This is a genomic window from Catenulispora subtropica, from assembly GCF_039531675.1.
Classification (GTDB): domain Bacteria; phylum Actinomycetota; class Actinomycetes; order Streptomycetales; family Catenulisporaceae; genus Catenulispora; species Catenulispora subtropica.
The window spans coordinates 65,390-88,995 of record NZ_BAAAQM010000034.1 but is presented as its reverse complement, the minus strand read 5'-3'; the positions used below and the strand labels follow the sequence as shown (position 1 = coordinate 88,995).

The 23,606-nt window shown below is 74.8% G+C and carries 1 protein-coding gene and 2 pseudogenes; all 3 read left to right on the top strand.

Annotation, left to right across the window (positions count from 1 at the left end; translation table 11 throughout):
* Window positions 1-4 precede the first annotated feature (4 nt).
* Window positions 5-58, top strand: a pseudogene (locus tag ABD466_RS44480) (hypothetical protein); the annotation flags it as partial.
* A gap of 66 nt (window positions 59-124) precedes the next feature.
* A pseudogene (locus tag ABD466_RS26680) lies at window positions 125-9,391 on the top strand (type I polyketide synthase); the annotation flags it as partial.
* An 85-nt stretch (window positions 9,392-9,476) separates the two neighbouring features.
* Window positions 9,477-23,603, top strand: a complete 14,127-nt coding sequence (locus ABD466_RS26675) for a type I polyketide synthase (RefSeq protein WP_344659922.1) — start codon at window positions 9,477-9,479, stop codon at window positions 23,601-23,603.
* Window positions 23,604-23,606: the final 3 nt, after the last annotated feature.

The following is a 23,606-nucleotide window of genomic DNA, read 5'->3' as shown; positions in this document are numbered from 1 at the left end:
CCTGATGGCGGAGAACCAGCAGCTTCTCGACTACCTCAAGAAGGTCGCGGCGGATCTCTACGAGACCCGGGAGCGTCTTCGGGAGCTGGAGTCCGGGGAGCAGGAGCCGATCGCGGTCGTCGGGATGGGCTGCCGGCTCCCCGGCGGGGTCGCCGACCCGGACCAGTTCTGGGAGCTGCTGGCCTCCGGCGGCGACGCCATCGGGGCGTTCCCCCAGGATCGCGGCTGGGACGTGATCGAGGAGTCCTTCGGCCTCAATCAGGGTACTGACGGCGAGGACGCCTACTCCCGCACCGGCGGCTTCGTCCACGACGCCCCCGAGTTCGACGCCGGCTTCTTCGGCATCAGCCCGCGCGAGGCCCTGGCCATGGACCCGCAGCAGCGCATCCTGCTGGAGGTGGCCTGGGAGACGCTGGAACACGGCGGCATCAACCCGGCCACCCTGAAGGGCACCCGGACCGGCGTCTTCGTCGGCGCCAACTCCTCCGGGTACGGCACCAGCCTGGTCGGCAGCGGCAGCGCCGCCGAGGGCTACGTCCTCACCGGCGGCCTGACCGCGGTGATCTCCGGCCGCGTCTCCTACACCCTGGGCCTGGAGGGCCCGGCGGTCACCGTCGACACCGCCTGCTCCTCCGCCTCCGTCGCCCTGCACCTCGCCTGCCAGTCGCTCCGCACCGGCGAGAGCGAGATGGCCCTCGCCGGCGGCGTCGCGGTCATGGCGCTGCCCGGGGCCTTCGCGGAGTTCTCCAAACAGCAGGGCATGGCCGCCGACGGCCGCTGCAAGGCGTTCGGCGCGGGCGCCGACGGCATCGGCTGGGCCGAGGGCTCCGGCATGGTCCTGCTGGAGCGCCTGTCCGACGCGCGCCGCAACGGCCATCAGGTGCTGGCCGTGATCCGCGGCACCGCGGTGAACCAGGACGGCGCGAGCAACGGCCTCAGCGCCCCGAACGGCCCGGCCCAGCAGCGCGTCATCCGCGCCGCTCTGGCCCACTCCCACCTGTCCCCGGCCGACGTCGACGCCGTCGAGGCCCACGGCACCGGCACCACCCTCGGCGACCCGATCGAGGCCGGCGCGCTCCTGGCGACCTACGGCCGGGACCGCGACGAGGACAAGCCGTTGTGGCTGGGCTCGGTGAAGTCGAACATCGGCCACCCGCAGACCGCCTCCGGCGCGGTCAGCCTGATCAAGGTCGTGCTGGCGCTGCGCAACGAACTGCTGCCGCCGACCCTGCACGCCGAGGAGCCCTCACCGCACATCGACTGGACCGAGGGCAACATCAAGCTGCTGCAGGAAGCACAGCCGTGGCCCAAGGGCGAGAAGCCGCGACGGGCCGGGATCTCGGCGTTCGGGATCAGCGGCACGAACGTGCACATGATCGTGGAGGAGGCGCCGGAGCCGGAGACTCAAGCTGGTGAGACGCCGGCGGACGAGGCGCCGGACGAGCCCGAGACCGTCGAGGCGCCGAGGGTGCTGGCCACAGCGGACGTCGACACCTGGCTGGTGTCGGGCCGGAGCGCCGACGGCCTGGCGGCCCAGGCCGGACGCCTGCGGGAGTTCGTCGCCGGCCGGCCGGAACTCGACCTCACCGACGTCGGGTGGACCCTGAGCACCGGCCGGGCGACCTTCGAGAACCGCGCCGTCGTCATCGGTGCGCAGCGCGATGCGTTGCAGGCTGGGCTGGCCGCCGTCGCAACCGGCCAGCCCGCCGACGGCGTCGTGAGCGGCACGGTCCCCGCCGCGGGCCTCGGCCGCACCGCCTTCGTGTTCCCGGGGCAGGGCAGCCAGTGGGTCGGCATGGGCAGGGAACTGCTCGCCACCTCGCCGGTCTTCGCTGCTCGCTTCGCCGAGTGCGCCGAGGCGCTGGCGCCGTTCGTCGACTGGTCGCTCTACGACCTTCTCGACCGGCAGCTGGAGACCGCCGACGAAGTCCAGCCGGTCCTGTGGGCGATGATGGTCTCCCTCGCCGCCGTCTGGCAGGCCGCCGGGGTCACCCCGGATGCCGTGGTCGGTCACTCCCAGGGCGAGATCGCCGCGGCCGTCGTCGCGGGGATCCTGTCGCTGGAAGACGGCGCCCGCGTCGTCGCTCTGCGCTCTGAGGCGTTGAAGCCGTTGGCCGGCAAGGGCGGCATGCTCTCCCTCGCGCTGGCCGCCGACGCGGTCCGCGAGCGCATCACAGAGTTCGGCGACCGCGTCTCCATCGCCGCCGTCAACGGCGCCAAGGCCACCGTCGTCTCCGGCGAACCCGAGGCCCTGCAGGAGATCAAGGCCGCGGCCGAAGCCGACGACATCAGGGCCCGTATCGTCCCCGTCGACTATGCCTCCCATTCCGCGCAGGTCGACGCCCTCGAAGCCGAGATCAAGGGTGCCCTGGCCGGCGTCCAGCCGACCGCCGCCGCCATCCCCATGATCTCCGCCATGAGCGGCGAGTGGCTCACCGGTCCGGAGGCCGACGCCGACTACTGGTACGCCTCCCTCCGCTCCCCGGTCGAGTTCGACCGCGCGATCCGCACCCTCGCCGACGGCGGCCACCAGATCTTCATCGAGGTCTCCCCGCACCCCGTGCTCACCGGCGGCATCGCCGCCACCTTCGAGGACGCGGAAGCACCGACCGCATCGGCCGCGACCCCCGTCATCACCGGTACTCTGCGCCGCGACGAGGGCGGCCCGGCCCGCTTGCTCACCTCGCTGGCCGAGGTCCACGTCCACGGCGTCCCCGTCGACTGGACCACCGTCCTGCCGCAGGGGTCCCGCACCGCCCTGCCCACCTACGCCTTCCAGCACCAGCGCTACTGGGCCGAGGCGATGCCCGGCACCCGCAGCGCGGCCTCCGCGGCGGCCGGTTCCGGCAGCGCCGCCGAGGCCGCCTTCTGGTCCGCCGTCGAGGAAGGCGACCTGCGCGAGCTGGCCGACCGGCTGTCCGTGGACGACGAGCGCCTGGCCGAGCTGCTGCCCGCCCTGGCGTCCTGGCGCCGCCGCGAGCGCGCGGAGTCCGCTGTGGCCGACTGGCGCTACCGCGTCACCTGGGTGCCCGCCTCCGACGCCGGCGCCGCCGTCCTGTCCGGCACCTGGATCGCCGTGATCCCGCAGGCCTCGCCGGACACCGAGGACGCCGCCGAGACCATCATGGGCGCGATCGGCGCGCTCAACGAGCGCGGTGTCAGCGTCCTGACCATCGACGTCGCCCCGGACGAGATCGACCGCGTGACGCTGGCCGCGAAGCTGGCCGAGGCGGCCCAGGCGGCGCGGGTCACCGGCATCATCTCGTTCCTGGCCGTCGACGAGACCCCGGTGCCGGGCCACGAGGCGGTGCCGGCGGGCACCGCCGGGACCCTGCTGCTGGTGCAGGCCCTGGGCGACGCCGGGATCGTGGCGCCGCTGTGGGTCATCACGCGGGGCGCCGTGTCGACCGGCCCGCACGAGACTCCGGCCGGCGCCGCGCAGGCACAGGTCTGGGGCCTGGGCCGGGTCGCGGGCCTCGAACACCTCGACCGCTGGGGCGGCCTGATCGACCTGCCGCGGGAGTGGGACGACCGGGTCGCGGCCCGGCTGTGCGCGGCCCTGGGCACGCCCGCCGAGGACCAGGTGGCGATCCGCTCCTCCGGCACGCTGGCCCGCCGCTTGATCCGCGCCCGCGCGCGCCGCGCCGACGCCGGCACCTGGACGCCGGCCGGCACCGTGCTGGTGACCGGCGCGACCGGCGAGATCGGTCCGTATCTGGGCCGGTGGCTGGCCGACCGGGGCGCCGAGCGGGTGGTGCTGACCAGCCGCTCCGGGCCGTGGGTGGCCGGCGGCGGGGCCGCCGACGCGGTGGCCGGACTTCTCGCGCGGATGGCCGGGGCCGGGACCGAGGTCAGCCTTCTGGCCTGCGACCTGACGCAGCGCTCCGAAGTCGCCGCGCTGCTCGGGCGGATCGCGGCCGACGGCCCGCCGCTGAAGACCGTGCTGCACGCCGCCAACGCCGGCCGCATGGTCTCCTACGAGGGCACCGACCTGCGCGACCTGGACGTCGCCCTCGGTGCCAAGGGCGTCGGCGCCGTCGTGCTGGACGAGCTGACCCAGGACCTCGACCTCGACCTCGACCATTTCGTGCTGTTCTCCTCGATCGCCGCGACCTGGGGCAGCGCCGAGCACGCCGCCTACGCGGCCGGCAACGCCTTCCTCGACGCGCTCGCCCAGCGCCGCCGCGCGTGCGGTCTGCCGGCGACGTCGGTGGCCTGGGGGGTGTGGGACACGCAGGAGTGGACGGTCTCCGGGGCCGTCGTGCCGGACGGCCCCGGGGTCGTGACCCCGGCCCGGCTGATGCGGCAGGGCATGAACTTCCTCGCCCCGGACCGCGCCGTCGCCGCGCTGGAGCAGGTGCTGGCGGACGACGAGACCTTCATCGCCGTGGCCGACGTGGACTGGGTTCGGTTCGCCCCGGTGTTCCGCGCGATGCGGAACTGGCCGCTGTTCGAGGGTCTGCCGGAGGTGCGCGCCCTGGCCGCCGCCGCGCCCGCCCCGAGTGCGGCCCCTGATACGGCAGCGTCCGGCGGCCTGGCCGGAACGCTCGCCGGGATGGCCGCCGCCGACCGTGAGCGGCATGTCGTGCAGCTGGTCCGGACACACGCCGCGGGGGTGCTCGGCCACGCCTCGGCGGACGCCGTCGACCCCGGCCGCGCCTTCCGCGACATGGGGTTCGACTCGCTGACCGCCGTGGATCTGCGCAACCGGCTGAACGCCGCGACCGGTCTGTCGCTGCCCTCCACCGTCGTCTTCGACTACCCGTCGGCGACCGTGCTGGCGCGGCAGATCATCACGCAGCTGCTCGGCGCGGCGCCCGCCGCGCAGACGCCGGTCCTGGCCGCGTCCATCGGCGCCGCGGCGTCGGACGAGCCGATCGCCGTCATCGGGATGGGCTGCCGCTTCCCCGGCGGGGTCGCCTCGCCGGAGCAGCTGTGGGATCTGGTCGCCGCCGGAGGCGACGCGATCTCCGGCTTCCCGACCGACCGCGGCTGGGACATGACAGGGCTCTTCGACCCTGATCCCGACAACCCCGGCACCTCATATGTCCAGGAGGGCGGCTTCCTGCACGGCGCCGCGCAGTTCGACCCCGGGTTCTTCGGGATCAGCCCGCGCGAGGCGATCGCGATGGACCCGCAGCAGCGCATGCTCCTGGAGGTCTGCTGGGAGGCGCTGGAGCGGGCCGGGATCGACCCCGAGACCCTGCGCGGCACGCTGACCGGCGTGTTCGCCGGCGCCTCACCGTCCGGCTACGCGGGCCAGGTCATCGGCATCGAGGGCGCCGAGGGCCACCTGATCACCGGCAACATCGCCAGCGTCCTGTCCGGCCGTGTCTCCTACACCCTCGGTCTGGAGGGCCCGGCGGTCACGGTTGACACCGCCTGCTCGTCCTCGCTGGTGGCGCTGCACCTGGCGTGCCAGTCCCTGCACACCGGCGAGAGCACGATGGCGCTGGCCGGCGGCGTGATGGTGATGGCCGACCCCGGGGAGTTCGTCGGGTTCTCGCGCCAGCGCGCGCTGGCCGCCGACGGCCGCTGCAAGGCGTTCTCCGACGACGCCGACGGCATGGGCATCGCCGAGGGCGCCGGCATGATCCTGCTGGAGCGACTGTCCGACGCGCAGCGCCTCGGTCACCCCGTACTCGCGGTGGTCAAGGGCAGCGCGATGAACCAGGACGGCGCCTCCAACGGCCTGACCGCCCCGAACGGCCCTTCGCAGCAGCGCGTCATCCGCGCGGCGCTGGCCAACGCGCAGCTGGCGGCCTCCGAAGTGGACGCCGTCGAAGCGCACGGCACCGGCACCGCGCTCGGCGACCCGATCGAGGCGCAGGCTTTGCTGGCGACCTACGGGCAGGACCGTCCCGAGGACCGGCCGCTGTGGCTGGGCTCGGTGAAGTCCAACATCGGCCACACCCAGCAGGCCGCGGGCATCGCGGGCGTCATCAAGATGGTCCAGGCGCTGCGCGAGGGCCTGCTGCCCGCGACGCTGCACGCCGGCACCCCGTCCTCGCACATCGACTGGACGGCCGGCGACGTCAGGCTCCTGAACGAGCGGATCGCCTGGCCCCACGACGCCGGGCGGCCGCGCCGCGCGGGCGTGTCGGCGTTCGGGCTCAGCGGCACCAACGCGCACGTGATCCTGGAAGAGGCCCCCGTCACCGAGGAGGCGGCGGACGATGCTCCTGACCCCGAAGCTCCGGTCCTGGCCGGTTCCGACGTCTCCGCCTGGATCGTCTCCGGGCGCGGCGCCGACGGCCTGGCCGGGCAGGCCGGCCGCCTGCGCGAGTACGTGCTCGCGCACCGGGAACTGGAGACGGCGGACCTCGCCTGGTCGCTGGCGGCGACCCGCGGACGGTTCGACCACCGGGCCGTGGTCGTCGGGCGAAGCCGGGAGGAGCTGACCGCCGGCCTGGCCGCGGTCGCGACGAAGCAGACCTCTTCGACGGTCGTGACCGGCGTCGTCCGCGGCGCCGCGCGCGTCGGTTTCGTGTTCGCCGGCCAGGGCGCGCAGCGCGCCGGCATGGGCCGCGGCCTCTACGCCGCCTCGCCGGTCTTCGCCGCGGCCTTCGACCGCGTCGCGGCGATCCTGGAGGCCGAACTCGGCCTGCCGGTCGCCGACGTCGTCCTCGGCCGCGCCAAGGACGTCGACGCCGACCAGACCGTGTTCGCCCAGACCGGGCTGTTCGCGGTCCAGGTCGCGCTGGTCGAGATGCTGGCCGCCGCCGGGGTCCGGCCGGACGCGGTCGCCGGCCACTCGGTCGGCGAGATCGCGGCGTCGTGGGCGGCCGGCGTGCTGACCCTCGAGGACGCCTGCCGGCTGGTCGCGCACCGCGCGCGCCTGATGCAGTCGCTGCCGGAGGGCGGCGGCATGTGCTCCATCGCCGCGGCCGAGGCCGAGGTCCTGGACTCGATGGTCGAGCTGGGGGTGACGCGGGTCGGCATCGGCGCGGTCAACGGCCCGCGCTCGACGGTGGTCTCCGGCGAGGCCGCCGAGGTGGACCGGGTCGCCGAGCTCTGGCGCGAACGCGGCCGCCGCGTGCGGCCGCTGCGGGTCAGCCACGCCTTCCACTCGGTCCTGATGGACCCGGTCCTCGCCGAGCTCGGCGCCGTCGCGGACGAGCTGGCGTACGCCCCGGCCCGGATCCCCTGGGCCCAGGCGGCGACCGGGCAGGTGGTGGCCGACTGCGCGCCGTCGTACTGGACCGAGCAGGCGCGCCGGCCGGTGCGGTTCGCCGACGCGGTGTCGACGCTGGCCGAGCGCGGCGTGAACGTGTTCCTCGAGATCGGCCCGGACGGCACGCTGACCGCGATCGGCACGGCCGCGGTCCCGGCCGAGGCCGGGGCGACGTTCATCCCGCTGCTGCGGTCGAAGTCCCCGGCGCCGGTCACCGTGACCGCCGCGCTGGGCCGCGCCCACGTGCAGGGCGTCGCCGTGGACTGGGAGGCCGTCCTCGGCACCGGTGCGCGGGTCGACCTGCCGACGTACGCCTTCCAGCACCAGAGCTTCTGGCCGCAGGGCGGCCACGCCGTGTCCCACGGCACCGTCGAGACCGCCGCCGAGAGCGACTTCTGGGCCGCGGTCGAGGAGGGCGACGTGTCCCAGCTCGCCGACACCCTCGCCGTCGACGGCGACCGCCTGGCCGACCTGCTGCCCGCGCTGGCGTCGTGGCGCCGGCGCGAGCGGGAGGACTCCGCGGTCGCCGACTGGCGGTACCGCGTCACCTGGGTGCCGGTCACGGACCCCGGGACGGCGGTGTTGTCGGGAACCTGGCTCGCCGTCGTGCCGAGCGGCTTCGAGGACGCGACGCGGGAGTATCTGCGGGCCCTGACGGACCGCGGCGCGACCGTCGTCACCGTGACCACCGAGCCGGCCGACCTCGACCGCACCGCCCTGGGGCGCAAGCTCTCGCAGACCGCCGCCACGGCCGCGGACGCCCCGATCGCGGGCATCCTGTCGCTGCTGGCCCTGGACGAGTCGCCGCTGGGCGGCCGGGCCTCGGTCCCCACCGGCGTCGCCGGAACCCTGCTGCTGGTGCAGGCGCTCGGCGACGCCGGGATCGCGGCGCCGCTGTGGTCGGTGACCCGCGGCGCCGTCGCGACCGGGCAGGGCGACGTGCTGGAGAGCCCGGTGCAGGCGCAGGTCTGGGGCCTGGGCCGGGTCGCCGGATTGGAGCACGCCGAACGCTGGGGCGGTCTGGTGGACCTGCCGCGGCAGTGGGACGAGCGGGTCGCCGCCCGGTTCTGCGCCGTGCTGGCCGGGCTGTCCGGCACCGGTGAGGACCAGGTGGCGGTGCGGCCGTCCGGGATGGTCGCGCGGCGTCTGGTGCGGGCCACGCCTCCGCGCGAGTCGGCGCCGTGGTCGCCGGGCGGCAGCGTCCTGATCACCGGCGGCACCGGCGGCATCGGCGGCCTGGTCGCGCGCTGGGCCGGCGGCCGGGGCGCCGAGCGCGTCGTGCTGACCAGCCGCTCCGGCGCCGGGGCGGCCGGGGTCGCCGAGCTCGCCGCGGACCTGGCGGCTCGCGGCACCGCCGTCGACGTCGAAGCCTGCGACATGTCACACCGGGACTCGGTCGCCGGTCTGCTGACGCGGATCGCCGCGACCGGACCCGCGCTGAGTTCGGTGATCCACGCCGCCGGTGTCGGCGAGGCCACCCCGATCGAGGAGTTCACCCTCGACCACCTGGCCCACGTCTCGGCCGTGAAGACCACCGGCGCGGTGCTGCTCGACGAGCTCACCGCGGACCTCGACCTGGACGCCTTCGTGCTGTTCTCCTCGGTGTCGGCGACGTGGGGCAGCGGTCTGCAGCCCGGCTACGCCGCCGCGAACGCGTTCCTCGACGCGCTGGCCGAGACCCGGCGGGCCCGCGGCCGGGCCGCGACGTCGGTCGCGTGGGGCCTGTGGGGCGGCGCCGGCATGGGCTCCGGCGAGGCGGGGGAGAACCTGCACCGCTACGGGCTGCGGCAGATGGACCCCGAGCTCGGCATCAGAGCCCTGGCTCAGGCGGTCGACGGCCGTGAGACCGAGGTCACCGTGGCCGACGTCGACTGGCAGCGGTTCGCCCCGCTCTACACCCTGCGCCGCACCAGCCCGCTGCTGGAGCTGCTGCCGGAGGTGAAGCAGGCACTGGCCGCGCCGGGCGAGTCCGCGGGCACGAACGTCGTGGAGTCGCAGAGCGAGCTGGTGCAGCGCCTGGCGGGCTCGTCGCGCGCCGAACAGGACCGGCTGCTCGTCGACCTGGTCCGCACCGAGGCCGCGCAGGTGCTCGGGCACGCCTCCGCCGACGCGGTGGAGAAGGACCGCGCGTTCAACGAGCTCGGCTTCGACTCGCTGACCGCGATGGAGCTGCGGAACCGGCTGAACGCGGTCACCGGGCTCACGCTGCCGGCGACCCTGGCCTTCGACTATCCGACCTCTGTCATCCTCGCCGAGCACCTGCGCAGCGAGCTGTTGGGGACCGGATCCGACCTGGTCGCCGGTGGTCGCGGCCGCCGCCTCCGACGAGCCGATCGCGATCGTCGGCATGGGCTGCCGCCTGCCCGGCGGCGTCGGCGGACCGGAGCAGCTGTGGGACCTGGTGATGGCGGGCGTCGACGCGATGTCGCCGTTCCCGCAGGACCGCGGCTGGGAGGCGCACGAGCCGCAGGACGCCGCCTACGCGCGCGTCGGCGGGTTCGTCTACGACGCCACCGAGTTCGACGCCGGGTTCTTCGGCATCAGCCCGCGCGAAGCCGTGGCGATGGATCCGCAGCAGCGGCTGCTGCTGGAGGTGGCGTGGGAGGCGCTGGAGCGCGCGGGCATCGACCCGCACGCGCTGCGCGGCTCCGCGACCGGCGTCTTCGCGGGCGCCTCAGGGTCCGGATACGACATCGGCCTGCTGATGGCCGCGCTCGGCGGCGACCGCACCGAGGGCCACTCGGCCACCGGCAACGCGGCGAGCGTCGTGTCCGGCCGCGTCGCCTACGCCCTGGGTCTGGAGGGCCCGGCGGTCACCGTCGACACCGCGTGCTCCTCCTCGCTCGTCGCGCTGCACCTGGCGTGCCAGTCCCTGCGCTCCGGCGAATGCGCCATGGCGCTGGCCGGCGGCGTGACGGTGATGGCGACGCCCGGCACGTTCGGCGAGTTCTCGAAGCAGCAGGGCATGTCCTCCGACGGCCGCTGCAAGGCGTTCAGCGACGACGCCGACGGCACCGGCTGGGCCGAGGGCGCGGGCATGATCCTGCTGGAGCGGCTGTCCGACGCCGAGCGCAACGGCCACCCCGTCCTGGCGATCGTGCGCGGCAGCGCCATCAACCAGGACGGCGCCTCCAACGGCCTGACCGCCCCGAACGGCCCCGCGCAACAACGCGTCATCCGCGCCGCCCTGGCCAACGCCCGCCTGACCACGGCGGACGTGGACGTCGTCGAGGCCCACGGCACCGGCACCAAGCTCGGCGACCCGATCGAGGCCCAGGCCCTGCTGGCGACCTACGGCCAGAACCGCCCGGCCGACGAGCCGCTGCGCCTGGGGACGGTGAAGTCCAACATCGGCCACGCCCAGCAGGCCGCCGGCGTCGCGGGCGTCATCAAGATGGTCATGGCCCTGCGCCACGGCGTGCTTCCTCGCACGTTGCACGCCGAAGTCCCCTCGACGCACGTCGACTGGTCCGCGGGCGACATCCGGCTGCTGCACGAGGCGGTCGAGTGGGCGCCGGGGGAGCGGCCGCGGCGCGCGGGCGTGTCGGCGTTCGGGATGAGCGGGACTAATGCGCACGTGATCGTGGAGGAAGCGCCCACGACAGAGGCCGAGGAAGCCCCCTCTGAAGAACCGAAGGCCCGTGGACTCCGGGTCCTGGAAGCCGCTGATGTGACGGCTTGGCCGATCTCGGCGCGGGGCGCCGAGGCACTGGCGGCTCAGGCCGGGCGGCTGCGGGAGTTCGCGCTCGCGAGTCCGGCGCGGACCACCGACATCGCCTGGTCGCTGGCGACCACCCGGGCGGTCTTCGAACACCGGGCCGTGGCCGTCGGCACCGGCGACGCGCTGGCTTCCGGGCTGGCGGCGATCGCCACCGGTCAGCCGGGCACCGGTGTGGTGAGCGGTTCGGTTCCGGCCTCCGGGCTCGGGTGGCGAGTCTTCGTGTTCCCGGGGCAGGGCAGCCAGTGGGTCGGCATGGGCAGGGAACTCCTGGCCACTTCGCCGGTCTTCGCTGCTCGCTTCGCCGAGTGTGCCGAGGCTTTGGCTCCGTTCGCCGACTGGTCGCTCTACGACCTGGTGGATCAGCAGCTTGAGACCGCTGACGAGGTTCAGCCGGTGCTGTGGGCGATGATGGTGTCCCTCGCTGCCGTCTGGCAGGCCGCAGGCGTCACTCCGGATGCCGTGGTCGGGCACTCCCAGGGCGAGATCGCCGCGGCAGTGGTCGCGGGGATCCTGTCTCTGGAAGACGGCGCTCGTGTCGTCGCTCTCCGCTCGCAGGCGCTGAAGCCCTTGGCCGGCAAGGGCGGCATGCTCTCCCTCGCTCTGCCCGCTGAGGCTACCCGCGACCGGATCGAGCCCTTCGGCGACCGGGTCTCGGTCGCGGCGGTGAACGGCGCCTCGGCGACTGTCGTGTCCGGCGAGCCGGAAGCCCTGCTGGAGATCCAGGCCGCCGCCGAGGCCGACGGTGTCAGGGCTCGCATGATCCCCGTCGACTACGCCTCGCACTCCGCGCAGATCGACGCCCTGGAAGCCGACATCAAGCGCGTCCTCGCCGGCATCGCGCCCACGACCGGCTCGATTCCGATGATCTCGGCGATGAGCGGGGAGATGCTCACCGGCCCGGAGCTCGGTCCCGACTACTGGTACGCCTCCCTGCGCTCCACGGTCGAGTTCGACCGCGCGATCCGCAGCCTCGTGGCGTCGGGCCACCGGACGTTCATCGAGGTCTCGCCGCATCCGGTCCTCACCGGCGCCATCAGCGACACCGTCGAGGACTCCGGTACGGCGACCGCGCTCGTCATCGGCACCCTGCGGCGTGACGAGGGCGGACCGGCGCGGCTGCTCACCTCGCTGGCCGAGGCGCACGTGCGCGGTGTCGAGATCGCCTGGACCGCGGTGCTGGAGCCCGGTGAGCGCACCGATCTGCCGACGTACGCCTTCCAGCACCGGCGTTACTGGCCGCGCGTGCCCGAATCGCTGGCGATGATCACCGACTCCGGCGGCGCCGTGGAGGACGGCTTCTGGTCGGCGGTCGACCGGGGCGACGTCGCAGAGCTCGCCGACACCCTCGGCATCGAGGGCGACCGCCTGGCCGCGCTCCTGCCCGCGCTGGCCGACTGGCGCCGCCGTGAGCGCGCCGACTCGGCCGTCGCCGGGTGGCGCTACCGCGTCGCGTGGGCTCCGGTCGCCGACACCGCCGGCACGCTGTCCGGCTCGTGGCTGGTGGCCGCGGGCTCCGTCCACGACGAGACCACCCATCAGATCGTCAGGGCCCTGACCGAGCGCGGCGCCCGCGTGGTGCTGCTGCCGGTCGGTCCCGATGACATGGAACGGGAGGCCCTGGCGTCCCGCATCGGGACTCTCTCGGCCGAATCCCCCTTCACCGGCGTCGTCTCCCTGCTCGCCCTCGACGAGGACCGCCTGCCCGACTTCCCGGCCGTCCCCCGCGGTCTGGCCGCGACAGCCCTGCTCACCCAGGCCCTCGCCGCGGCCGGCTCGACCGCCGCCCTGTGGGCCCTGACCCGCGGCGCGGTCAGCACTGGCGCGGGCGACCAGCTCACCAACCCGCTCCAGGGCCAGGTCTGGGGTCTGGGCCGGGTCGCCGCGCTGGAGCTGCCGGACCGCTGGGGCGGCCTGATCGACCTGCCGCGGCAGTGGGACGAGCGCGTCGCGACCCGCTTGGTCGCCACTGTCGCGTCCGCCGCCGAGGACCAGGTCGCGATCCGCCCCGCCGGGATCCTGGCCCGCCGTCTCGTCCACGCCCCCGCGGCCGGCACCGGCAGCGCGTGGAAGCCGAGCGGCAGCGTTCTGATCACCGGTGGCACCGGCGGTATCGGCGGCCACACCGCCCGCTGGCTGTCCGGGCGCGGTACGTCCCGCGTCGTGCTGACCAGCCGCTCCGGCGCCGCCGCGGCCGGGGTCGCGACGCTGGCCGCCGAACTGGCCGGCCGCGGCACCGCGGTCGACGTCGTGGCCTGCGACGTCGCCCGGCGCCCGCACGTCGCGGCGCTGCTGGAGCGCATCGCGGCCACCGGCCCGGCGCTGACCGCCGTGGTGCACGCCGCCGGCGTCTCCGGGGGCGGCACCGTCCTCGACTCCGGCCCGGCCGAGCTGGCCGAGCACCTGGCCGCCAAGGCCGACGGCGCGACCTGGCTGGACGAGCTGACGCGGGACCTCGCCCTGGAGGCCTTCGTCGTCTTCTCCTCCGGGGCCGCGGTCTGGGGCAGCGGTTCGCTGGCCGGGTACGCCGCCGCGAACGCCCACCTGGACGCCGTCGTGGACGGCCGGACCGGCCGCGGCCTGCCCGGTACGTCCATCGCGTGGGGCCTGTGGGGCGGCGGGGGCATGGTCTCCGGCGAGATCGGGGAGCAGCTCCAGCGCTACGGCATGCGCGCCATGGCCGCCGAGCCCGGCATCAGGGCCCTGGCCCAGGTGCTGGACGGCGACGGCCGGTCCACCACGATCGCCGACGTCGACTGGGACACGTTCGCCCCGACCTTCACGCTGCGCCGTCCGAGCCCGCTCATCGCGTCCCTGCCCGAGGTGCGGCGCGCGCTGGCGGAGCCGGACGCCGGCGCGCCGGGCGCGGACACCCCGAAGTCGCAGAGCGAGCTGGCCGGCCGCCTGGTCTCCCTGTCGGAGCTGGAACAGACCCGGTTCCTGGTGGACCTGGTCCGCGGCGAGACGGCGGCCGTCCTCGGCTACCCGTCGCCGGAGGCCGTCGAGGCCGAGCGCGCGTTCCGGGAGCTGGGCATCGACTCGGTGACCGCCGTCGAGCTGCGCAACCGCCTCAACGCCGCGACCGGGCTGCGCCTGCCGTCGACGCTGGTGTTCGACTACCCGTCCGCGGCCGTCGTCGCCGGCTTCCTCCGCGAGGAGCTGATCGGCACCGGTGCCGTGTCCGGGACGGTCGTCGCCGGGGCCGCCGCCTCCGACGACCCGATCGCGATCGTCGCCATGGGCTGCAGGATCCCCGGCGGCGTCGGCGGCCCGGAACAGTTCTGGGAGCTGCTGGCCAACGGCGTCGACGCGGTCGGCGAGTTCCCCACCGACCGCGGCTGGGACGCGATGGAGGAGGCGTACTGGGCCGGCCTCGCGGCCGCCGGTGCGGACACCGACATCTCCATCCCGCACGTCGGCGGATTCGTCTACGACGCGGGCGAGTTCGACGCCGGCTTCTTCGGCATCAGCCCGCGCGAGGCCCTGGCGATGGACCCGCAGCAGCGGATGCTCCTGGAAGTCTCCTGGGAGACCATCGAGCGCGCCGGGATGAACCCGCACGCGCTGCGCGGCAGCCGCACCGGCGTCTTCGCGGGCGCCACCTACTCCGGCTACGGCGCCGGCGGCGGCCTGGACTCCGGCTCCGAGGGCTACATGCTCACCGGCAGCCTGACCGCCGTCATCTCCGGCCGCGTCTCCTACACCCTCGGCCTGGAAGGCCCCGCCGTCACGGTGGACACCGCCTGCTCCTCCTCGCTCGTGGCGCTGCACCTGGCCTGCCAGTCGCTGCGCTCCGGCGAGTGCGAGATGGCGCTGGCCGGCGGCGTCGCGGTGCTGGCCGTGCCGGGCGCCTTCGCCGAGTTCTCCAAGCAGCAGGGCATGTCGACCGACGGCCGCAGCAAGGCCTTCTCGGCCGACGCCGACGGCATCGGCTGGGGCGAGGGCGCGGGCATGCTGCTCCTGGAACGCGAGTCCGACGCCCGCCGCAACGGCCACCCGGTGCTCGCCGTCATCAAGGGCAGCGCCATGAACCAGGACGGCGCCAGCAACGGGCTGAGCGCCCCGAACGGCCCCTCGCAGCAGCGGGTGATCCGCGCCGCCCTGGCCAACGCCGACCTGACGACCGACGACATCGACATCGTGGAGGCGCACGGCACCGGCACCAGCCTCGGCGACCCGATCGAGGCGCACGCGCTGCTGGCCACCTACGGCCGCACCCGGCCCGAGGACAAGCCCTTGTGGCTGGGCTCGGTGAAGTCGAACATCGGCCACCTGCAGACCGCCTCCGGCGTGATCAGCGTCATGAAGATGGTGCTGGCGATGCAGCACGCGGAGATGCCGCGCACGCTGCACGCCGAGGTCCCGTCGCCGCACATCGACTGGTCGGCCGGGAACGTGCGGCTGCTGCAGGAGGCGCGGCCGTGGCCGGCCGGGGAGCAGCCGCGGCGCGCGGGCGTGTCGGCGTTCGGGATCAGCGGGACGAACGTGCACGTGATCGTCGAGGAGGCGGCGGCCGAAGACCCCGTCACCGAGACGGCCCGCCCAGGAGTGTTGTCGGAGACGGATGTGGTCGCTTGGCCGGTCTCGGCACGAAGCGACGAAGCGCTCGCGGCGCAGGCCGGCCGGCTGCGTGAGTTCGCGCTGGCGGACCAGGATCAGAACCCTGCGGACGTCGCGTGGTCGCTGGCCACGACCCGTTCGGTGTTCGAGCACCGCGCTGTGATGATCGGCGCGGACCGTGGTGAACTGGCCGCGGGGTTGGCGGCGGCGGCCACGGGGCAGCCCGCCGCGGGGGTGGTGACGGGCGTCGCGCCGTCCGGTGGTGCCGGACGCGGCGTGTTCGTCTTCCCGGGCCAGGGCAGCCAGTGGGTCGGCATGGGTCGCGAGTTGCTCGAGACCTCGCCGGTGTTCGCGGCCCGGTTCGCCGAGTGTGCCGCGGCGCTCGCGCCGTTCGTCGACTGGTCGCTGTATGACCTGCTGGACCGGCCGCTCGAGACGGCTGACATGGTGCAGCCGGTGCTGTGGGCGATGATGGTCTCGCTGGCGGCGGTCTGGCAGGCGGCCGGGGTCGCTCCCGACGCCGTGGTCGGCCACAGCCAGGGCGAGATCGCCGCGGCCGTGGTCGCGGGCATCCTGTCCCTGGAGGACGGCGCGCGCGTCGTCGCCCTTCGCTCGCAGGCGCTGAAGCCGTTGGCCGGCAAGGGCGGCATGCTCTCGCTCGCTCTGCCCGCCGACACCGTCCGGGCCCGCATCGCGTCCCTCGGCGACCGCGTCTCGATCGCCGCCGTCAACGGCGCCTCGGCGACGGTCGTCTCCGGCGAGCCGGAGGCGCTCTCGGCCGTCCAGGCCGCCGCCGAGGCCGACGGTTTCAGGGCCCGCATGATCCCCGTCGACTACGCCTCGCACTCCGGCCAGATCGACGCTCTTGAACCCGAGATCCTGAGCGTCCTGGCCGGGATCACACCCGGCGAGGCCCGCGTTCCCATGATCTCGGCGATGAGCGGCGAGATGCTCACCGGCCCGGAGATGGACGCCGGCTACTGGTACGCCTCCCTCCGCTCGACCGTCGAGTTCGACGGCGCCATCAGGGCCCTGGCCGACAGCGGTCACCAGGTGTTCATCGAGGTCTCGCCGCACCCGGTGCTGACCGGCGCCATCACCGACACGTTGGAGGACCGCGCGCAGACCGTCGCGGGCCCGGACACGGTGGTGCTCGGAACGCTGCGGCGCGACGAGGGCGGTCCGGCGCGACTGCTGGCCTCGCTGGCGGAGGCGCACGTGCGCGGCGTCGGCGTCGACTGGTCCCTGGTGACCGAGCCGGCCGAGCGCCTGGTGCTGCCGACGTACGCGTTCCAGCGGGAGCACTACTGGGCCGAGGCCGCGCCGCCGCCGGTCGCGTCGACGGCGTCTGCCGAGTCCAGCGAGCTGGAGGCCCGGTTCTGGGCCGCCGTCGAGCAGGGCGACCTCGGCGAGCTGGCCGACACCCTGGCGCTGGACGACAGTCAGCCGCTGAACGACCTGCTGCCCGCGCTGGCCTCCTGGCGCCGCCGCGAGCGGGCCGACTCGGCCGTGGCCGACTGGCGCTACCGCGTCTCGTGGGTGCCGGTGGCCGACGCGGCCGCGGCGGTCTTGAACGGGACCTGGCTGGTGGTCGTGCCCGACACCATCGCCGACGGCGCTCTCGTCACCGACACGCGCACCGCGCTCACCGACCGCGGCGCGGACGTCGCCATCGTCGAAGTGTCCGTCGCCGACCTCGACCGCTCGGTTCTCACCGCACGGCTCGACGAGGCGGCCTCCGGCCCCCTCGCGGGCATCGTCTCCCTGCTGGCCTTCGACGAGCAGCCGGTCCCCGGCTTCCCGTCGGTCTCGGCCGGAGTCGCCGGTTCGCTGCTCCTGGTCCAGGCCATGGGCGACGCCGGGATCGAAGCCCCGGCCTGGTCCCTCACCTCCGGCGCGGTCGGGGTCGACGACCGCCCGACCAGCCTGGTGCAGTCCGAGGTCTGGGGGCTCGGGCGCGTCGCAGGACTCGAACACCTCGACCGCTGGGGCGGCCTGATCGACCTGCCCGCCGTCTGGGACGACCGCACCGCCGCCCGGCTGTGCGCCGCCCTGGCCGACGGCACCGAGGACCAGGTCGCCATCCGCGCCACCGGGACCCTGGCGCGTCGCGTGGTCCGGGCCAGAGCCCGCCGTTCCGGCACCACCTGGACGCCGAGCGGCACCGTGCTGGTCACCGGCGCCACCGGCAAGATCGGCCCGTACATCGCCGAGTGGCTGACCGGACAGGGCGCCGAGCGCGTCGTGCTGACCAGCCGCAGCGGGCCGGCGGTGGCCGGGGCCGAGGCGCAGGTGGCCGAGCTCGTGGCGGGCATGGCGGGCGCCGGGACCGGCGTCAGCGTCCTGGCCTGCGACATCGCCAGCCGCGACGACGTGGCCGGGCTGCTGGCCCGCGTCACCGGGGACGACGGCCCGCCGCTGAAGCACGTCCTGCACACCGCCAACGCCGGCCGCATGGTCTCCTTCGACGGGACCGACCTGCGCGACCTGGACATCGCCCTGGGCGCGAAGGCCTCCGGCGCGGTGTGGCTGGACGAGCTGACGCGGGACCTCGACCTCGACGACTTCGTGCTCTTCTCCTCGATCGCCGCGATGTGGGGCAGCGCCGAGCACGCGGCCTACGCCGCCGGCAACGCGTTCCTGGACGCGCTCGCGGAGGACCGGCGCGGCCGCGGCCTGCCCGCCACGTCGGTGGCGTGGGGCGTGTGGGACACCCAGCAGTGGAGCGCGAACGGCGCCGAGCTGCCCGACGGTCCCGGCGTCGTCACCCCGGCCCGGCTGGCGCGTCAGGGCATGAACTTCCTGGCGCCGGACCGCGCGCTGACCGCGCTCGGCCACGTCCTGGCCGACGACGAGACCTTCATCGCGGTCGCGGACGTCGACTGGGCCCGGTTCGCGCCGGTGTTCAGCGCGATGCGGCACTGGCCGCTGTTCGACGGGCTGGCCGAGGTGCGCGAGCTCGCCGCCGCCGCGCCGCGCCAACAAGTGCCGCCGGTCGCGGGCGCGCAGGTCGAGGGCGAACTCGCCCACCGCCTGCTGCCGCTGTCCCCGGCCGAACGCGAGCGCGTCGTCACCGATCTGGTGCGCACGCACGCCGCCGCGGTCCTGGGCCACGCCTCCGCCGCCGCGGTCTCGGCCGGCCGGGCCTTCCGCGACCTCGGCTTCGAGTCGCTGACCGCGGTCGAGCTGCGCAACCGGCTCAACGCCGCGACCGGGCTGAGCCTGCCCTCGACCGTGGTCTTCGACTACCCGTCGCCGACGGTGCTGGCCCGGCAGATCATCGCCCAGCTGGTCGGCACGGCGCAGGGCTCCGCGGTGCGGCCGCCGGTCGCGCGGAGCGTGCTGGACGAGCCGATCGCCGTCATCGGGATGGGCTGCCGCTTCCCCGGCGGGGTCGCCTCGCCGGAGCAGCTGTGGGATCTGGTCGCCGCCGGAGGCGACGCGATCTCCGGCTTCCCGACCGACCGCGGCTGGGACATGACAGGGCTCTTCGATCCGGATCCCGACAACCCCGGTACCAGCTACGTCCAGGAGGGCGGCTTCCTGCACGGCGCCGCCGAGTTCGACGCGCCGTTCTTCGGGATCAGCCCGCGCGAGGCGCTGGCCATGGACCCGCAGCAGCGGCTGCTGCTCGAGACGTCGTGGGAGGCGCTGGAGCGGGCCGGGATCGACCCCGAGACCCTCCGGGGCACCCTGACCGGCGTGTTCGCGGGCGCCTCGCCGTCCGGCTACGCCGCGCAGGTCATCGGCCGGATCGAGGGCGCCGAGGGCCACCTGATCTCCGGCAACGCGACCAGCGTCCTGTCCGGCCGCGTCTCCTACACCCTCGGTCTGGAGGGCCCGGCGGTCACCGTCGACACCGCGTGCTCCTCCTCCCTGGTGGCCCTGCACCTGGCCGCGCAGGCCCTGCGCAACGGCGAGTGCACGATGGCCGTGGCCGGCGGCGTGATGGTGATGGCGGACTCGGCGGAGTTCGTCGGTTTCTCCCGGCAGCGCGCGCTGGCCGCCGACGGCCGCTGCAAGGCGTTCTCCGACGACGCCGACGGCATGGGCATCGCCGAGGGCGCGGGCATGATCGTGCTGGAGCGGGTCTCCGACGCCCGGCGCAACGGCCACCCGATCCTGGCGGTGATCCGCGGCAGCGCGATCAACCAGGACGGCGCCAGCAACGGCCTGACCGCGCCGAACGGCCCGTCGCAGCAGCGCGTCATCCGCGCCGCCCTGGCCAGCGCCCGGTTGGCGAGCTCCGAGATCGACGCGGTCGAGGCCCACGGCACCGGCACCACCCTCGGTGACCCGATCGAGGCGCAGGCGCTGCTGGCGACCTACGGCCAGGACCGGCCCGAGGACCGGCCGCTGTGGCTCGGCTCCATCAAGTCCAACATCGGGCACGCGCAGCAGGCCGCCGGCATCGCCGGCGTGATCAAGACGGTGCTCGCCCTCCAGCACGAGGTGCTGCCCGCGACGCTGTACGCGGCGCAGCCGTCGACCCACGTCGACTGGACCGCGGGCCATGTCAGGCTCCTGAACGAGCCGGTCGCCTGGCCGCGGAACGACGAGCGGCCGCGGCGCGCGGGCGTGTCGGCCTTCGGCCTGAGCGGGACGAACGCCCACGTGATCGTCGAGGAAGCGCCGCACCACGACGACGCCGAGACCCCGTCAGGCGACGGGTTCTCCGCCGAGACCGACCTGCCGGTGCTGGAGAGCTCTGATACAGCCACCTGGCTGATCAGCTCCCGCACCGCGGACGGCCTGGCGGGCCAGGCGGCCCGGCTGCGTGACCACGCACTGTCGCACCCGGAGCTCGAAACGGGGGACATCGGGTGGTCGCTGGCCACCAGCCGCACGGTGTTCCAGCACCGCGCGGCCGTCACCTCCTCCGAGCGGGACGCGCTGATCACCGGTTTGGCGGCGATCACCACGGGCGGACCGGATGCCGGGGTGACCCGTGGAGCGGCTCCGGCCTCGGGCCTCGGGCGCACGGTGTTCGTGTTCCCGGGACAGGGCGGCCAGTGGGTCGGCATGGGCAGGGAGCTCCTGGAGTCCTCGCCGGTGTTCGCCGCCCGCTTCGCCGAGTGCGCGGCCGCTCTGGCGCCGTACCTCGACTGGTCGGTGCGCGACGTGGTCTCCGGGGCCGAAGGCGCCCCCGCGCTGGAGGCCGCCGAGGTCGTCCAGCCGGTGCTGTGGGCGATGATGGTGTCGCTGGCGGCGGTGTGGCAGGCGGCCGGTGTGGCTCCGGACGCGGTGGTCGGCCACTCGCAGGGTGAGATCGCGGCCGCGTGCGTCGCCGGGATCCTCTCGCTCGAGGACGCCGCCCGGGTCGTGGCCCTCCGTTCCCAGTCGCTGCGGGCGATCGCCGGCGTCGGCGGCATGCTCTCCCTGGCCGAACCCGCCGACCGGGTCCGTCAGCGGCTCACCGCCTTCGGCGACCGCGTCTCCGTCGCGGCGGTCAACGGTCCGGCCGCGACCGTCGTCTCCGGCGAGCCGGAGGCCCTGCGCGAGCTCCAGGCCGCGTGCGAGGCCGAGGAAGTCAGGGCCCGCATGATCCCCGTCGACTACGCCTCGCACTCGGCGCAGGTCGACGCCCTCCAGGACGAGATCCTCAGGGTCCTGTCGGACGTCACGCCCGGCGGCGCACGGATCCCGATGATTTCCGCCATGAGCGGCCAGTGGCTGGCGGGCCCGGAGATGGACGCCGATTACTGGTACGCCAGCCTGCGCTCCACGGTCGAGTTCGACCGGGCGGTCCGCACCCTGTCCGAGACCGGGCACCAGGTGTTCGTCGAGGTGTCGCCGCACCCGGTGGTGACCGGTGCGGTCGCGGACACGCTGGACGCCGTCGAGGCCGCCTCGCCGGTCGTCACCGGGACCCTGCGCCGCGACGACGGCGGTCCGGCGCGCCTGATCGCGTCGCTGGCCGAGGCCTGGGTGCACGGCGTCGGCGTCGACTGGACGGCCGTCCTGGGCCGCGGCGAGCGGGTCGACCTGCCGACCTACGCCTTCCAGCACCAGCGCTACTGGCCCGAGGGCGGGCACGAGGCCGCCTCCGTGGCCGCGGGCAGCCCGGCCGAGGCCGGCTTCTGGGCCGCGGTCGAGGACGGCGACGTGCGTCAGCTCGCTGACACGCTGGCCGTCGACGACGACCGGCTGGCCGACCTGCTGCCCGCTCTGGCGTCCTGGCGGCGCCGGGAGCGCGAGGACAACGCGGTCGCCGACTGGCGCTACCAGGCCACCTGGACGCCGGTCACCGACAGCGGCTCGGCGGTGCTCGACGGCACCTGGCTCGCGGTCGTCCCGACCGGACACGCCGACGCCGAGACCACGACCCACGTTCTGCAGACGCTGCGCGACCGCGGCGCCGAGGTCACGACCTTCGAGATCGGCGCCGCCGACCTGGATCGTACGACACTCGCGGCCCGGCTTGAGGGCGCGGAGTACGCGGGAATCGTGTCGCTGCTGGCCCTCGACGAGTCGCCGGTCGCCGACCGCCCGGTCATCCACACGGCGGTCGCGGCCTCCCTGGTCCTGGTGCAAGCCCTCGGCGACGCCGGGATCGCCGCCCCGCTCTGGTCCGTCACCCGGGGTGCCGTCTCCATCGGTGCCGGCGACCCGCTGACCAGCGTGGTCCAGGCGCAGGTCTGGGGCCTGGGCCGGGTGGTCGCGCTGGAGCACGGCGACCGCTGGGGCGGCCTGGTCGACCTGCCCGCCACCTGGGACGAGCGCATCGCGGCCCGCTTCGCCTCCGCGCTGACCGGGACCGAGGACCAGATCGCGGTCCGCGCGTCCGGCAGTCTGGCCCGCCGCCTGGTCCGGGCGCCGCAGCCGCGGAACACCGCGCCGTGGATCCCCGGTGGCAGCGTCCTGATCACCGGCGGCACCGGAGGCATCGGCGGCCACACCGCCCGCTGGCTGGCCGGCCGCGGCGCCCCGCGCCTGGTCCTCACCAGCCGCTCCGGCGCCGGGGCGGCCGGGGTCGCGGCGCTGGCGGCGCAGATCGCGGCCCAGGGCGCCCGGGTGGACGTGGTCGCCTGCGACATGGCCTCCCGCCCGCAGGTGGCGAATCTGCTCGGCGGGATCGACGACCTGGTCGGCGTCATCCACTCGGCCGGCGTCGGCGAAGCCACCGCGATCCAGGAGTTCACGCTCGACCACCTGGAGCACGTCTCGGCGGTCAAGACCGCCGGCGCCGTCCTGCTCGACGAGCTGACCTCGGACCTGGACGTCTTCGTGGTCTTCTCCTCGGTCTCCGCGACCTGGGGCTCCGGCCTGCAGCCCGGCTACGCCGCCGCCAACGCCTTCCTCGACGCCCTCGCCGAGGACCGGCGGGCCCGCGGCCTGGCGGCGACGTCCGTGGCGTGGGGCCTGTGGGACGGCGGCGGCATGGGCTCCGGCGACTCCGCCGACCAGCTCCAGCGCTACGGCCTGCGCCTGATGGACCCGGCGCTCGGGATCAGGGGCCTGGCGCAGGCGGTGGACGGCCGCGAGGTCGCGGTCTCGGTCGCCGACGTGGACTGGGAGCGGTTCGCGCCCACGTTCACCATGCACCGGGCCAGCCCGCTGCTGGAGACGATCCCGGAGGCGCGGCGGGCGCTGGCCGTCGAGGAGCAGCCGGCCGCCACCGAGTCCCGCGGCGAACTGGTGCAGCGGCTGGCCGGCCAAAGCCGCGCCGACCAGGAGCGCCTGCTGAGCGACCTGGTGCGCGGGGAGGCGGCGGCCGTGCTCGGCTACGCCTCGGCCGACGCCGTCGAGCCCGAGCGCGCGTTCAAGGACCTCGGCGTCGACTCGGTCACCGCCGTGGAGCTGCGCAACCGGCTCAACGCGGCCACCGGGCTGCGGCTGTCCTCGACGCTCGTCTTCGACTATCCGAACCCTGCGACCCTCGCCGGGCACCTGCGCGAGCAGCTGGCACCGGGGGAGGGCGGACCGGCGTCGATCTTCGACGAGCTGGGCCGCCTGGAGTCCGCGCTGGCCGACCTGGATCCGGCCGACGCCTCGCACCAGGACGTCACCCGGCGGCTGCAGGGCATCCTGTCGCGCTGGATCGGCGCCCGCGACGCCGCTCCGGAGGACGAGGAATCAGGCATCGACTTCGAATCGGCGACCTCCAGCGAGGTCTTCGACTTCCTCGACAACGAGCTCGGCCTGTCTTGAGAC